The following is a 14,936-nucleotide window of genomic DNA, read 5'->3' on the forward strand; positions in this document are numbered from 1 at the left end:
GCCCCTCTCGGAACGGAGGACCTATGTCAAGGCAGGGCCCCTCTCGGAACGGAGGACGCGTGCTTGACAGAGCCCGCAAACGGGGTCAGTCGGACGTGTCCCATTTCAGTACATAGGCGATGGCGAACCCTGCCAAGCCGGTAATTGCTGCGCAGGCCGTAGTCGGCGCGAAGAGTACATCCATGGCGCCTGAGACCAGCGTCTGCTGAGCAAAGAGCGCACCGGCCAATTGGGTTAGCACAAGTACCGTTCCCAAAACGAGGAATGCTACGAGCGTGATCTTGAAGAGCAGAAGGAGCAGCCACGCCAGAAGCGCGCGGATCCCGGTTGGCGTGGTGTCATCCTGAGAAGAGTTCTCGGACATTGTCGGACTCCTTGTTCGAATCTGTAGGTATGGTCAGTTGATGGAGAACGTCAGTCGAGGCTGATCGTTCAGGTTGTTCAGGCGATACTGAAGATCGGTAGCAGGCCGAGTGCGACCAGTGAGCCCAAAATGATGGTGGGTATCACGAACCAGAGAATGAGTCTGACGAACAGCTTTCCCGGATCGACTCCTGCGATGCCGGAGACGATATAGATCGGTGCTGCTCCAGGAGGGGAGCAGCCTTCGGTTGCGGAGAACAGAAGCACAGCCACTGCAGCAGGGACCGGGCCAGCTCCAGCTGCGGTCAGCGCCGTGAAGGCAACCCCGCCGACTGCGGCAATGGTTGCGGTTGACGTCAGTGGCGCTGCTAGCAGGACTACCAGCGAGCCGACAGCAAGTGCGACGACGAGGCCAGGCGCCTCGATTCTGCTCATGAATACCGCGAGGTCTTCCGAGAGTCCCAATTCGCCCAGCGCACTGGCAGCGGCGAAAGCGAAGAACAGCGTCGCACCGACGAGAGAGTATTGGGGGGCAACTTTATCGAGTAGCTTGTTCCAGCTCTTCGCCGACCGAGGCAGGTGCTTTGCGCCCACCATCAAGCAGGCCAGAAGGATCATGACCGGGATCCACACGATGATACTGATTGACTCAAAGGTCTCTGCTCCCAGGCGTCCAGTGAGCCAATCGGCTCCCGGGCCGACCGTCAGCAGCAGAGGGACGGCGATGCCAATGTAGATGAACAGCGAGGTCCATCCTTGGCGAATGGCCGCCTTGAACGGCTGGATGTCAGCCCGTTCGACCTTGTCGACGCCGTAGATGCGGATCCATATAGTGACAACGATCAGTCGGTACAACAATGCCCAAGCACCGCCGCAGAAAAGACCGATGAACAACTGATCTGCTGCAACGAACGGAGCGACCGCGGCCGAGCCGAGAAGCACGAACATCGAGGACGAGGGCGGGAAGCTGGGGCCGAGTCCGGAGCTTCCGGCGACCAACGAGGCCGCGATCTCCGGTTTCCAGTTGGATCTGGTCATCCACGGGATCGTCACTGATCCGACCGCTGCGGCGTTCCCTGATCCGGAACCGGAGATCGTGCCGAATAGCGCAGATGCCACTGTGGACACATACCCCGCTCCGCCTCTGACGCGGCCGAAGACAGAATTGAGAATCTCCACCTGCTTCTCCATGAGCCCCAGCTCTTTGAGCATGAAGCCCATGAATATGAACGCTAGTGCGGCGAACACGACCTGTTCCTGCAGCGCATCAACTATGCCGGTACCAAGGATCTGGAAGAAGTCTTTGCCGCCGAACAAGCAGACGACGACGAAGCCCAGCAACATGGACTCGCCGATATTGCGTTTGATCACCACGTTCCACACGATGATGAAGGCCAAGTAGGCAACCATTGCCCAGATGGAAAGGGACATAGAGAGTAATCCTGTCGGTCGTCGATGCGAACAGAGCAAAGCTGTCGAACACCCGCTGAATGAGATCGGAAGCCCAGTGCGCAATCAAGGGCAGGGTCGAGTGCATCCGTGCACTCAAAGCTCTGTCGATGGTGTTGGCCCGGTGTCAGCTTCTCCTTTGAGCGGTGTCGAACCTTGCGATCGCTTCGCAAATCTCGTCATTGGAATTGCTACAGGCAAGTCAAACAGTGCCCAGTAGAGATTGTCAACAATACTGCAAGCAAAGTTAGTAACAATACCCCGAGGGTGCGCAGCTGGCTCATGGTCGCTCCATGTCCTGCGGGGTTGACGCGCAGGACCCAGGGGCAGACGGATCCTGCTCGCGGACCGACTGAAGATCGCATGCGGATCTGTACTCGAGTTCTATGTTAACAAAAATGTTGACAATCATAACCTGTTTGTAGATTATTGAGAATGTTCAGTTTCCAATGAGGGGGTTCCATGACAGAGTCGTCACCTACGCCGCAGCAGGGACCGCCCCCTGTCGTTGTCGACGACGAGGGGCGTCAGCTGACGCTGAGTACAGTTGAGATGCGCAGAATCTTGGCGTCGAGCTTCATCGGATCTGCGATAGAGTTCTATGACTTTCTCCTCTACGCGACGGCATCGTCAATCGTCTTTGCCTCTCTCTATTTCACCGGATTCGGCAGCGGAAGTTTGGCGGTATTCGCTTCATTCGCGACTCTTGCTGCAGGCTATTTGGCTCGGCCGCTCGGAGGAGTGATCTTCGGGCACTTCGGCGACCGACTCGGTCGGAAGAAGACCCTTGTGCTTTCAATGATCATCATGGGAAGTGTTACCGTCATCGTCGGACTGATGCCTCCTGCATCGATGATCGGCATCATTGCTCCGATCTCTTTGTTGGTCCTCCGGGTGATTCAGGGCATCGCTGTCGGCGGTGAGTGGGGTGGCGCTGCGCTCATGGCGCTGGAACATGCACCCAAGGCCAAGCGGGGATTTGCCGCGTCATTCGCCAATGCCGGTGGGCCGGCCGGGGCTGTGCTTGCGACTGTCGTCATGTCTGTCATGACCGTGCTCACCGGCGATCAGTTCGTTGTGTGGGGCTGGAGGATCCCGTTCCTTCTCTCTGCGGTGCTCATCGTCGTCGGCCTGGTGATCAGGTTGAAAGTGTCGGAGTCGCCGGTGTTCCAGACGCTCGAAGAAGAACATGACCGTCGACGGATTCCGATCTTCGATGTGCTATGCAACCATCTGAAGCCTGTTCTCATCGGCTTGGCAGTGGCTGTGAGCGTGTACACGACGCAATCGCTTGTCACGGTGTGGGGAGTGTCCATGGCTGTCGATGCGGGCGAGGACAAGACGTGGGTGCTGAACTGGAAGGCCGGTGGCTCCCTCATCATGATTCTCACCTGCTTCGTGTCCGCACGCCTGAGCGACAGGATCGGTAGGGCGCGCATGATCTTCATCGCCTGCTTGGTCGTTGCGGCTTCTGCATTTCCCATAACGTTTCTTATCGGATCGGGTCGCATCGAGATGTTCTCTGTCGCGATTCTTTTTGGACAGGGAATCGTTCAGGGGCTCATCTACGGTCCGATCTCGGCATATGTGGCAGAGCTGTTTCCAGCGTCTGTGCGCTACACGGGCGCGTCCGTCGCCTACCAGGGAGCAGCGGCTCTGGGCGCAGGAATCACTCCTATGCTCGCTTCGGCTCTTATGCTGCTTCCGTTCGGAGGTCTGTGGTGGGTCGGCACAATTTGGGCGCTGGTTGCTCTGTTCGGTGCCCTGGTCGTCGCGCTTCATCAAACCGCGATAGATCCCGAGAACAAAGTCCGGGCACGCTCTCAGCAATTGGAATCGACCACTATCGCCTGAGACGCTCATTCTGTGAGGCGACTCGCCCGGGTTCAGAGTAGACTGAGCCCGGGTGATTTCGCATTGAGGCTGGCGACTAACGAGGACCCGCGACTCCCCCAATGAGCGAGAGTCAGGGGTGCCTGAACTCCTCCCCCGGGCGACTACACGGCAAGGTATCGTACTCTCCATCATTTCCTTAGCACCACCAATAGCCAATTCAGGATCTGCGGGAAGGGCAACAGACAGGGGTGCAAGCCCTTGAAGGATGGCACTGGATCCTACAGATTGTGGAGAGCCGGTGAGTTGGCCTCCGCACGACGAGGAATGCGGATCAGACGCTCATCATCGATCTCGAGACCGCCACGGTGCCAGCGTTGTTCGTTCCGGCCGCGGTCCTCCATAGTGCTTGAGGATTTTGACAAGTTGGTGAGACAGATGCCGTCTCATGCTTGTGTCACATCTCAGGTCAGCGCGGTGCTCCTCTGACAAGTTCCGCTAGACCCTACAATGCTGATCTCATCGCGATCATCCCCTCGCGCGGCGACAATGGGGACATGAGCAATCACCAGATGATCGAGATTCGAGGCGCCCGCGTGCACAACCTGGCGAACATCGATGTCGACGTCCCATTGGGTTCGCTGGTCGGTATCGCCGGTGTCTCCGGTTCGGGCAAGTCGTCCCTGGCGATGGGAGTCCTGTACGCGGAAGGCTCTCGGCGCTACATCGAAGCGCTGTCCACTTACACGCGCCGCAGGATGAGCCAAGCGCCGCGTGCCGACGTCGACCGGGTCAGTCACGTGCCTGCCGCTCTGGCTCTGCGACAGCGCCCGGGCATCCCCGGCGTCAGATCGACCTTCGGCACGTCCACCGAACTGCTCAACGTCGTCCGGCTCATGTTCTCGCGCCTGGCGTCACATGTCTGCCCGAACGGCCACCGGCAGGAACCGACGCTCAATGTCGCGGCAGAGGAGCCCTCCGCTTGCCTCAGCTGCGGAGCGAACGTTCACGCTCCAGGAGAAGAGGAGCTGGCCTTCAATTCGGTGGGAGCCTGCCCATCCTGTGAAGGGACGGGCATTGTACGCAAGGTCGACGATGCCTCCCTGATCCGTGACGAGGACATGAGCATCGACGATGGAACGGTGATTCCATGGCAGATGTTCGGCTTCAACGTCCAACCGCAGATCGCACGCGAATTCGGCGTCCGCACGGACATCCCCTGGAAGGAGTTGAGCGCCGAGGAGAAGACCATCGTCTTCGATGGCCCGGAAGAGAAGAAGCACATCGCCGTCACTTCGAAGAAGGGTCTGCACGAGCTCGACTTCACCTTCCGCAATGCGCGACTGACCGTGAGCGAGGAGCTCAAACGCGCCACCGATGAGAAACGATTATCCCGGGTGAGCCGGTTCCTCACCGAACACACCTGCACCACGTGCCACGGCACCCGGCTCGCACCTGCGGCGCTGCTGCCGAAGATCGGCGATCTCAATCTCGCCGATGTCACCGCCATGACCCTGAGCGAACTCAGCGACTGGGCCGGCACTGTCGCCGACACCGTGCCGAAGACCATGCGCTCCATGTCCGAGGCACTGACCAGCACGCTCGGGCACATGTCGAAGCGACTGCTCGACCTCGGCCTGAGATCGAGATCGGCCCCGGTTCCGGCAACGACGGCGGAACGGTCGTCGCCACCGGAACGGTAAGCAGCCTCGGCGACAATCCGGATTCTCTCATCGGTGGGTTCCTCACCGGACGAGAAGATACTCTGGTCCGCACTTCTGCGGCGCCCGACCACGTCTTCGACAAGGGGACGATCAGGCTGCGCACCTCCCCCATCCACACCGTGCATGCGCTCGACGTCACGATCCCTCGGGGACGGATCACCGCGGTCACCGGAGTGTCCGGATCCGGGAAGAGCACGCTGGTTCTCGACAGCCTCATTCCCGCACTCCGTGCAACGGAACAAGCGCGTCTGCCCTCGCACGTCACCTCGATCGAGGGTGCCGGAATCGAGAAGGCCAGTGTCGTCGACGCCACCCCGATCGGGGTCAATGTCCGCTCGACCGTCGCCACATACTCGGGCATCCTCGATGAGCTCCGGCGTGCCTACGCCAAACTCGACTCGGCGAAGGCCGCCGGCCTGAGCGCCCGGGACTTCTCCTACAACACCGGCTCTCTGCGGTGCCCGCGCTGCGAGGGGACGGGAGAGATCACACTCGACGTGCAGTTCCTCCCCGACGTCGACATCGCCTGCCCAGACTGCGAGGGCAGGCGCTACGGTCCCGACGCCGAGGCTCATCGCCGTCCCGGTGCTGACGGTGAGATTGCGCTGCCCGATCTGATGGCTATGACCGTCGCCGAGGCTGCCGGGCACGTTGCCGACCTGAGGAAGGTCACCACACGGCTGCAGGCGCTTCAGGAGGTGGGGCTGGGATATCTCACCCTCGGCGAGGCGACTCCGGCCCTGTCCGGCGGTGAAGCGCAGCGTCTGCGTCTCGTCTCAGAACTCGATCGGACGCAGACTGGCACCCTGTTCGTCTTCGACGAGCCCACCATCGGGCTCCATCCTTTGGACGTACGAGTGCTCATCGGCGTCCTGCAGCGACTCGTCGATCAGGGAGGCACCGTCGTCGTCATCGAACACGACCTCGATGCCATCGCCAACTCCGACCATGTCATCGACATGGGCCCGGGTGGCGGAGTGGACGGCGGTCGCATCGTGGTCGCCGGCACTCCGAACCAGGTTGCCGATGAGAAGGACAGCGTCACGGGACGATATCTGGCGAAGGAGGCGTCCCCCTGACCAGCATTCGACGGGCGAGTTGGCAGCAGTCTCCGGCGCGAAGACCGCTGCCAGCTCAGACAGCAGTCACACGGACCTCGTCTCCGGGTCCGCACCGTCCAACTGACCGTCCCGACTGAACCTGCGCAGCTGGGTCACATGGCTCGGGTTGAGCTCGGCGACGTTTGAGACCTGAAGCAGCTTCATCGTCCGCTCGACCTGTTCGCTGAGGATCGCGATCGTGCGATCGACGCCTTCCCTGCCACCGGCCATGAGCCCGTAGAGGTAGGCGCGGCCGATGAGTGTGAAGTCCGCGCCCAAGGCCATTGCCGCGACGATGTCGGCACCATCGCGGATTCCCGTGTCGACGATGATCTCGAGGTCATTGCCGACTTCCTTCGCCACCGAGGGCAGCAGTTCGAAGGGAACCGGGGCGCGGTCGAGCTGTCGTCCGCCGTGGTTCGACAGCACAATGGCGTCGACGCCGAGATCGGCAAGCTTCCTGGCATCGGCAACAGTCTGGACGCCCTTGATCGCAAGCTTGCCCGGCCACATCTCTCGGATCGTGGCCAAGTCGTCAAAATCGATCGACGGATCCATGGCCGAGTTGAGCAGCTCGCCGACAGTTCCGCCTGTCTCGGACAGAGACGCGAACTGCAGCTTCTCCGTGGTCAGGAAGTCCCACCACCACCAGGGACGCGGAATCGCGTTGAGAACGGTCCTCGGCGAGAGCTGCGGCGGGATGGAGAACCCGTTGCGACTGTCCCTGATCCGGGCGCCGGCAATCGGAGTGTCCACGGTGAAGAAGAGCGTGTCATAGCCTGCCGCAGCCGCCCGCTCGACCAGACCGTAGGAGATCTCTCGCTGGCGCATAACGTAGAGCTGGAACCAGTTCCGTCCGTTCGGGTTGACCTTCTTCACGTCCTCGATCGAGGTCGTGCCCAAGGTGGACAGGGTGAATGGAATGCCTGCTGCACCGGCTGCAGAGGCACCGGCGATCTCACCCTCGGTCTGCATCAGCCGGGTGAATCCCGTGGGCGCAATGCCGAAGGGCATCGCCGAACTGCCGCCAAGGATCTGTGTCGACGTATCGACCTGCGAGACATCGTTGAGGATGGAGGGGTGGAACTCGATGTCCTGGAAGGCCTGCACGGAGCGCTCCATCGAGATCTCCCCCTCCGCTGCGCCGTCTGTGTAGTCGAACGCGGCTGCGGGAGTGCGCCGCTTGGCTATCTGGCGCAGGTCCGCGATCGTGAACGCCGATTCGAGACGGCGTTTCCGTGAGTCGAGCTCGAACTTCTTGAACTTCATCAGCTCGAAGATCTCGGACGGATTGGGCAGTTGTCTCTTGACCATTGGCAGTCTCTTTCTCTTCAGTTCGTATTCTTCAGTGTTCAGTCTTCAGTATTCAGCCTTCAGCTCGCTGGGCCTCACGCCCCGCCGGGAACCATCCACGACAGGACGGTCGACTGCAGGCCGACCAGCAGGCACATGACGACGAGCATGCCCAGCGACCACCAGATGACGCGGCGGAAGATCGAGGCCTCCTGACCGAGGAGACCGACCGCTGTAGCTGCGATGGTGAGGTTCTGCGGGCTGATCATCTTGCCCACGACTCCACCGGAGCTGTTGGCAGCCACCAACAGGACGGGATCGATCCCGGCCTTCGTCGCGGCAGTCTGCTGCAGCGTCGCGAAAAGTGCGTTGGCACTGGTGTCAGATCCGGTCACTGCTGTGCCGAGCCAGCCGAGGATCGGTGAGAGGAAGGCGAACAGCGTCCCGGCTCCGGCGATCCAGGTGCCGATTGTGATCGTCTGTCCCGACAGATTCATGACGTAGGCCAGCGCCAGGACGAGTCCGACGGTGAGAATGGAGAAACGCATTTTGACGACATTGTCGACGAAGACCTGGAACGCGTCCTTGACGGTCATCTTGTACACGATGGCGACGATCATGCCTGAGACCAGCAGCATCGTGCCCGGTGATGACAACCATTGGAAGTTGTAGACCGTGCTCGTCGACAGCTCCCCTGCAGCGGTCATGATGTTCCCATCCAGCCCCGGCCAAGGAATTTTGACATCGGTGCCGGCCAGCCACTTGTCGATGACCGGGATCAGTTTGGCACCGGAGAAGATGACGATGACGATGAGGTAGGGGAAGAGCGCCATCAACACTCGCTTGCCGGTCAGAGGTGCCGCCTTCGTGTCCACAGAGGTCGCCACAGCTGCGGCTGCTCCACCGGCATCGGGCGCGCTGGCCTTCTCCCGACTGCGTTCGTCGGCCATCTTATCCAGGGCGTCCTGGCCGCCGACGGGCTTCCAGAACTGGAGCATGATCACTGCGGCAGCGAGGCCCATGAGCGAGGCGATGATGTCGGTCATTTCGACCGAGAGATAGTTCGCAGAGACGAACTGCGCTGCCCCGAACACGACCCCGACGACCAGAGCAAGTGGCCATAGCTGACGCAGACCTCGCTTGCCGTCGACGAGGAAGATGAGGAACAGAGGCACGATGGCAGCCAGCAACGGAGTCTGGTGACCGACCATGGCACCGATCTCCTTGTAGTCGATCCCGGTGAGGTTGCCGGCGGTGATGATCGGGATGGCGATCGCGCCGAAGGCGACCGGAGCAGTGTTGGCCACCAGCACGACGACTGCAGCTCGCATGGCGGTGAAGCCGACTGCGATGAGCATGACACCGGTGATGGCAACCGGGGCACCGAATCCGGCAAGGGCTTCGAGCAGTCCCCCGAAGCAGAAAGCGACCAGGATCGCCTGCACGCGAGGATCATCGGAGATGACGTTGATGACCAATCTGAGGTCTTCGAAGTGTCCTGACTTCACCGTCAGTTCGTAGAGCCAGATGGCGGTGATGACGATCCACATGATCGGAAACAGTCCGAAGGCGAATCCCTGGCTCGCCGAGAGGCCAGCCAGCCCGACCGGCATGCCGTAGACGAGGATGGCAACGATCAGGGCGACGATGACTGCCGCCAGTCCTGCCCAGTGGGCCTTCCATTTCAAGAACCCGAGGGTGACGAAGATGGTCAGCAGCGGCAGCAGCGCAGCCAGCGATGACCACAGGAGGCTGTCTGCAAGTGGCGCGATTTCAGGAGTGTACATATTTTCTCCTGCACGGTCGGTGCTCGACTACAGCGTCTGCGTTTCGACGTTGAACGCGCCCGAACATGCATACTCGATGGGCTTCAGTATGTCCTTTGTGTGGTCAGACCACTAAAGTGAGTGTAGGACCGGATGTGATCCAGGTCAAGAATTCATACCCGATGAGGCAGGGTCCTATTATGGCGAGGTGCGAAAAGTGAGTACTCATGCCCAGTGAATCAGTCAGCTCAAAAGACGGCACCGCCGCAGGTCACGCCCTCAACGCGCCCCGGGCACCGGAATGGAAACCAGTCTCCCGATCGAGCACACACGAACTCGTCATCAATGCGATCGAGGAGCAGATCACCTCTGGATCCCTTACCGTCGGCGATCCACTGCCCTCGGAACGGGAGCTGGCTGCCAAGCTTCAGGTCAGTCGCGCGGCGGTGCGTGAGGCGCTGCGCGTCATGGAGTCCCTCGGCGTCGTCGTGTCGAACGTCGGCTCCGGCAAGTCCGCGGGCACCTTCATCGCCTCCATGCCCAAGGAGGCCCTGACTCGGTTCCTGCGCCTGCATGTGGCCCTGGCGAACTTCAGCATCGAAGAGGCCATTGAGACGCGCATCCAGCTTGAGCGCTCAAGCACCGCCCTGGCGACCGGACGGGTCCACGAAGACGCCTTGGCCGGCATGAATGCCTCCCTGGCGATCATGGACACCCCGGGCGTGAGCTTGGAGACCTTCAATGATGCCGATACTGCGTTCCATGTGGCCATCGCCCATGCCTCGGAGAATCAGCTGCTGTCAGATCTCACGGAAGCCATCCGCGGCTCTCTGCGCCGGCCCATCCTCGACGCCTTCCACGAGGTCGACGATCCGCGCGCTCTGATGGCGCAGCTGCAGGAGGAGCATCATGCGATCATGCAGGCGATCGTCGACCGCGACACCGATCACGCGGTGCAGCTGACCGAAGACCATATCCGGTCAGCCACCGCGGCCCTGCCGCAGCTGACGCAGGGCTGGCAGGAGCGCGGCTGAGCGCGGGCGTCAGCCGGTCACACCGGTGACTTCATTGCTGGCGTGCGGCAGTTCAGCACTCTTCTCCACCTCACCGGTGGTCAGATCCACGATGTGGAGCTGGCTCTTGTCCGGTTCGGAGACATAGGCCTTTTCCCCCTGCACGAAGAGCGTCGGCCGGGGCTGCTGCCAGTCGACGGGCTCCTTCCATGCTTCGGTGACCGGGTGTGAGTCGGTGATCTTGCCGGACTCCGGGTCGATGACGTTGAGCTTGCCGTCGGTGCCGAGCACGAGTGCCTCGCCTTCGGGCCCTCGGGCCAGGGAACGGAAGCTGTACGAGGAGTCGAGGTCGACGAGCTTCATCTTCCCAGTCTCGGTGTTCGTCAGTGTGACCTTCTCCGGGCGTTCGAGTTCGGCATCCTCGTCGACCTTGTAGTCGCCGAGCACGACCGGCGAGTCATCGGATCCTGCCTGATTGCCGATCCGACCATAGCTGTCCGGGGAGTCGACCTTCGTGAACTTCCCATCCTTGTAATAGAGGATTCCATCCTCACAGCCGACGGCGATCGCCTCGTCCTGGGCAGCGGCCTCCCCGTGGACGCCCGGGCAGTCCTCGTTGCGGGCGATCTCCTTGCCTTCGCCGTCAACGACCTTCGCTCCCGAGCGCTCCTCTTCATTGCCGATGGTGTGCAGCACGTTGCCGTTCTCCAACTGCACCGCCACACCGTGGTGTGCCTCCTCTGCCTCCTTGACTTCGGGTTCGGGTGCGCCATCGTGGAAGGCGTCGGTATCGAAGATCTGCATACGCCCGTCGCCGTCGCCGAAGAGCACTGTCGAACCGCCGTGGCGCACGACGTGACCTGGGGTATCGGTTTCGTAGACCTTGTCGGTCAGCTGCGGTGAGCCGGCAAAGCTGTGGGTATGGTCGCCGTGCTCTTCGGTCCAGACGCCGGCGTCGAAGAGCTGGAATCCGTTTGCCACCGACACCATCGCATGCCGTCCGTCACCGACCGGATTCACTCGGTTGAAGCCCTCGAGCTTCGTGTCGTCGATGACCTCGAGCGTCCTCGCGTCCAGAGTGAGGATGCCGCCGTCATAGGTGGTGATCAGCCGTGGCTGCGTCTCCTCGACCTGTTCGGCGTCCGAGGGTTCAGCTGTGTCTGCCTGCTCGCCGCTGTCGGGGTCGGCCTCCGCACCAGTGGTGCCGCATCCGCTCAGCAGGAGGGCGGTGACGGCCGCGCTGGCAGCCAGTGGTGCGATCAGGGTTCGTTGTGTTCTCATTCTTCTCTCTTCCCTATTTCCATGATGGTGTGTCCGTGATCTGTGGTGGTGCGAGGCCGTGTGCCGCGCTGAGAAGGGCTCGTCAGCGGGGCACGAGTCCGTCTGCGATGGCCTGCGCGTTGGTTCGCTGCATGTCGATGTAGGTTCCGGCCTCCCCGTCGGCTTCGGTCAGCGATTCCGAGAACAGCGGTGTCACTTCGACTTCGAGGTCGACCTCCTCAGACAGGGCCTCTGCGAGCTTCTGCGGCTGCGAGGAGTCCGCGAAGATCGTGGGCACGCCCGCGTCCTCGACGGTGCGGGCAAGCTCCTCGAGATCGGCTGCCGAGGGTGATGCCAGTGTGGTTCCACTCGGAAGCACCGCTCCGATGATCTCGAAGTCGAAGCGGTTCGCGAAGTAGCCGAACACGTGGTGGTTCGTCACGAGCTTCCGGTTTTCGGCGGGGATCGTCTCGGCGATCTCTTCGATTTCGGCATCGAGGTCTTGAAGCTGCCCTCGATACGAGGCTGCGGACGGTTCGATCGCCTCGGCGAGGTCACCACCGACCTCCTCTCCCAGCGCCGAGGTGATGACATCGGCGGCGGCGGCCATCCGCGCGGGATCGGTCCAGAAGTGCGGGTCAGGTGCCCCCGCACTGCCGCCCGAGGTGTACTCAAGGGGATCGATGTGCTCACCGACCTCGAGGACGCGCACCCCTTCGCTGCGCGCGTTGTCGAGGTTCGCCGACAGCCCCTCTTCAAGCCCCAGTCCGTTGCCGATGATGAGATCGGCATCCTCCATCGCTCCGGCTTCCTTCGCCGAGATGCCGAAGGAATGCGGATCGGAGTTCGGCTGCATCAGCACCGTGACCTCTGCGTGGTCTCCGACGAGGCTGTGCACGACATCGCCGAGGATGTTCGTCGTCACCACGATCGACGGCTCATCGCCTCCTTCCGCGCAGGCGGTCAGTGATCCGAGCATGGCCAGCGTGAGCGCCGCCGCCGTGAGGTGGTGCCGTGTGCCCATCACCGCCCCGTCACAGCCAGGCTTGCGGGTGCCCCACCGAGGTCGAAGCTGCGCGCCTCACGCAGCCCACCGGCCGGGTCGAGTTCAAGCACTGCCCCCGACGCAGGGTCGCTGACATAGGTGCGTTCGCTGTCCACGGCCACCGAGGGTCCGGCTCCGTGACCCTGGCTCTCGGCGTCGAAGGGTGCGATGAGCTTCTTCTTCGTCAGCACCTTCCCGGTCTCTGGGTCCAGCGAATAGACGGTCCCGTCTTCGTCCAGGGCCACGACCGCGGAATCGTCGGGGGCGATGCCGGCGGAGACCACCTCGGCGTCGGTGTCGGCGAAGGTCCACTCATCCGTCGTCGCATCGAGGATCCCGATGCCACCATCGTCGAAGGGGGTCGCGGCGAGGTCCCGACCGACCTCGACAGACCACGCGCGCTCGCCGGTCTCCTCGGGGTAGGGCAGCACCTCGGCGTCGAAGTCCTCGTTGACCCTGATCACGCCGTCGGCGCAGGCGAAGACCAGTCCATCACGAGTGACGCCGGTGCCGTGGATCTCGTCGCATCTCGCATCGATCGGCGAGGCCTGGCCCTTGTCGTCGTACACGGTGAGTTCGGAGGGCAGATCCTCGGCCTTGTCTCCTGGAAGTGTGGACACGAAGTGGTCTTCGAAGGGGATCGTCACTCCGTGGTGGGCACCCGGCTTCACGGTGCCGAGCTGGTTGAGTTCGCCGTCGCCGAGTGCGCTCCGGTCGTAGATCTTCGCTCGGCCCTCTCCGTCGAAGAAGAAGGCCACCTCTGTCGGCGTCGAGACGACGTGCGCGGGGTCTGCCCCGTCGATCTCACCGATGGTCTTCGGCTCGGCCTTGTAGTAGTGCCTGTGGTCGCCGTGGTCGACCGTCCATGCCCCCGTGTCGACGGTCGTGACCGTTCCGGCTTCACCATCGCCGAGGTAGAGATATCGGGAATCTGCCCCCGACAGGGTCGTCGACGGTGAGCCTTCGACCTTCTCTACGACGTTCTCGGTGAGCAGGTCGACGACCGAGACTGCGCCGGTCTTCGCTTCGCTGACGGCCAGGCGCAGCTGCGGCTCATCGGCCTCCTCCGCGCCTTCGACATATCCGTGGGGAGCCGTCGACTGGCTGGGACTGCCGGCCCCGTTGGCCGATTGCTGTCCCAGGCACCCGGTGAGGGCGAGCAGTGCGATCAGTGCCGCGCTGGATGCGGCGAATTCTGTTGTCCTCGTCATGAGATCTTTCTATTGATAATGGTTCTCATTGTATTGAGAGTATCGTAGCGCACTTCTCACCCTCCTCGCGACGAGCACCACGAAGAAGACGAGGACGGTGAGCAGCGCAATGGTCGCGCCGGCAGATGTCTGGGCATACCAGCTAACAAGCAGCCCCAAGAAGCACGCGCTCGCACCGATCACCGAGGCGGCCGCCATGATCACCCCGACGCGGTCGAAGAGAAGGCAGGCCGTGGCCGGGGGCCCGATGAGGAGCCCGAAGACGAGGAGAGTGCCGACGACCTGGAACGATGCGACGACTGCCAGGGCCGTGAGCATGAGCATCGCACTATGGGTCCAGCCGGGCCGCATGCCCAGGGTTGCCGCCTTGCGCTCGTCGAAGGCGAGCGCAAGGAACGGTCGGTGCAGGAGCGTGCAGGCCAGTACGCCGAGGCAGGCCGCGACGGCGAGGACGATCAGGTCCTGACCGCGGACACCGAGCACGTCACCGAAGAGGAAGCCCGTGAGGTCGACGGCGAAAGATTGGGAATGGGACACGATGACCACGCCGACGGCCAGCATTCCGACGAAGAGCAGTCCGATGCCGACATCCTGGGACAGCTTCGACTCGCGAGACACCCAGGTGATCCCGGCCGCCATCACCAGAGCACTGGCCGCTGCGCCGATCATGAGGTGACCACCGAGGAGCGCCGCGATTGCGACTCCCGGCAGCATCCCGTGCGACATCGCGTCCCCGAAGAAGGCCAGACCGCGCAGGACGACCCAGGTGCCGATGCACCCGCACAGCACTGCGGCGAGCACACCGGCGATGAGGGCGCGGAGGACGAAGGACACCTCGAAGGGCGCGAATAGGAATTCCATTCGATGATGATAACCATT

At 62.2% G+C, this 14,936-nt stretch carries 12 protein-coding genes; 4 read left to right on the plus strand and 8 right to left on the minus strand.

Annotation, left to right across the window (positions count from 1 at the left end; genetic code table 11):
- Window positions 1-85 precede the first annotated feature (85 nt).
- The gene (locus HX613_RS15075) at window positions 86-364 is read right to left on the minus strand and encodes a hypothetical protein (protein WP_235344961.1); all 279 of its coding nucleotides are present in this window, start codon (window positions 362-364) and stop codon (window positions 86-88) included.
- A 77-nt stretch (window positions 365-441) separates the two neighbouring features.
- A complete protein-coding gene (locus HX613_RS15080) occupies window positions 442-1,794 on the minus strand; it encodes a TRAP transporter large permease subunit (RefSeq protein ID WP_235344962.1) in 1,353 nt (450 codons plus the stop codon).
- Between the two features lie 480 nt (window positions 1,795-2,274).
- On the opposite strand from HX613_RS15080, the gene HX613_RS15085 reads away from it, so the two are divergent.
- From HX613_RS15085 to HX613_RS15095, 3 genes are all read left to right on the plus strand, one after another.
- Complete coding sequence (locus tag HX613_RS15085) at window positions 2,275-3,666, plus strand: MFS transporter (protein WP_235344963.1); 1,392 nt, start codon at window positions 2,275-2,277, stop codon at window positions 3,664-3,666.
- 536 nt (window positions 3,667-4,202) lie between these two features.
- Window positions 4,203-5,348, plus strand: a complete 1,146-nt coding sequence (locus HX613_RS15090) for a hypothetical protein (protein WP_235346069.1) — start codon at window positions 4,203-4,205, stop codon at window positions 5,346-5,348.
- Window positions 5,349-5,488: 140 nt separating this feature from the next.
- Window positions 5,489-6,448 carry a hypothetical protein gene (locus HX613_RS15095; protein WP_235346070.1) on the plus strand — a complete coding sequence of 320 codons (960 nt, stop codon included), beginning with the start codon at window positions 5,489-5,491 and terminating at the stop codon, window positions 6,446-6,448.
- Window positions 6,449-6,514: 66 nt separating this feature from the next.
- Here the strand turns inward: HX613_RS15095 and HX613_RS15100 are convergent, their stop codons facing one another.
- Complete coding sequence (locus HX613_RS15100; RefSeq protein ID WP_235346071.1) at window positions 6,515-7,783, minus strand: alpha-hydroxy acid oxidase; 1,269 nt, start codon at window positions 7,781-7,783, stop codon at window positions 6,515-6,517.
- A gap of 74 nt (window positions 7,784-7,857) precedes the next feature.
- Window positions 7,858-9,549, minus strand: a complete 1,692-nt coding sequence (locus HX613_RS15105) for an L-lactate permease (RefSeq protein ID WP_235346072.1) — start codon at window positions 9,547-9,549, stop codon at window positions 7,858-7,860.
- A gap of 206 nt (window positions 9,550-9,755) precedes the next feature.
- Between HX613_RS15105 and HX613_RS15110 the strand changes: the two genes are divergently transcribed.
- On the plus strand, window positions 9,756-10,562 hold the full coding sequence (locus tag HX613_RS15110) for a FadR/GntR family transcriptional regulator (protein WP_235346073.1): 807 nt from the start codon (window positions 9,756-9,758) through the stop codon (window positions 10,560-10,562).
- A gap of 9 nt (window positions 10,563-10,571) precedes the next feature.
- On the opposite strand, the gene aztD is transcribed toward HX613_RS15110, so the two are convergent.
- From aztD to aztB, 4 genes are all read right to left on the minus strand, one after another.
- Window positions 10,572-11,822, minus strand: a complete 1,251-nt coding sequence (gene aztD / locus HX613_RS15115; protein ID WP_235346074.1) for a zinc metallochaperone AztD — start codon at window positions 11,820-11,822, stop codon at window positions 10,572-10,574.
- Between the two features lie 82 nt (window positions 11,823-11,904).
- Window positions 11,905-12,825 carry a zinc ABC transporter substrate-binding protein AztC gene (aztC, locus tag HX613_RS15120; protein WP_235346075.1) on the minus strand — a complete coding sequence of 307 codons (921 nt, stop codon included), beginning with the start codon at window positions 12,823-12,825 and terminating at the stop codon, window positions 11,905-11,907.
- Complete coding sequence (locus HX613_RS15125; protein ID WP_235344877.1) at window positions 12,825-14,057, minus strand: PQQ-binding-like beta-propeller repeat protein; 1,233 nt, start codon at window positions 14,055-14,057, stop codon at window positions 12,825-12,827. The genes aztC and HX613_RS15125 overlap by 1 nt, the downstream gene beginning before the upstream one ends.
- 9 nt (window positions 14,058-14,066) lie before the next feature.
- A complete protein-coding gene (aztB, locus tag HX613_RS15130; protein WP_235344880.1) occupies window positions 14,067-14,918 on the minus strand; it encodes a zinc ABC transporter permease AztB in 852 nt (283 codons plus the stop codon).
- Window positions 14,919-14,936: the final 18 nt, after the last annotated feature.

It is taken from the genome of Brevibacterium sp. UCMA 11754, from assembly GCF_021532275.1.
Classification (GTDB): Bacteria; Actinomycetota; Actinomycetes; order Actinomycetales; family Brevibacteriaceae; genus Brevibacterium.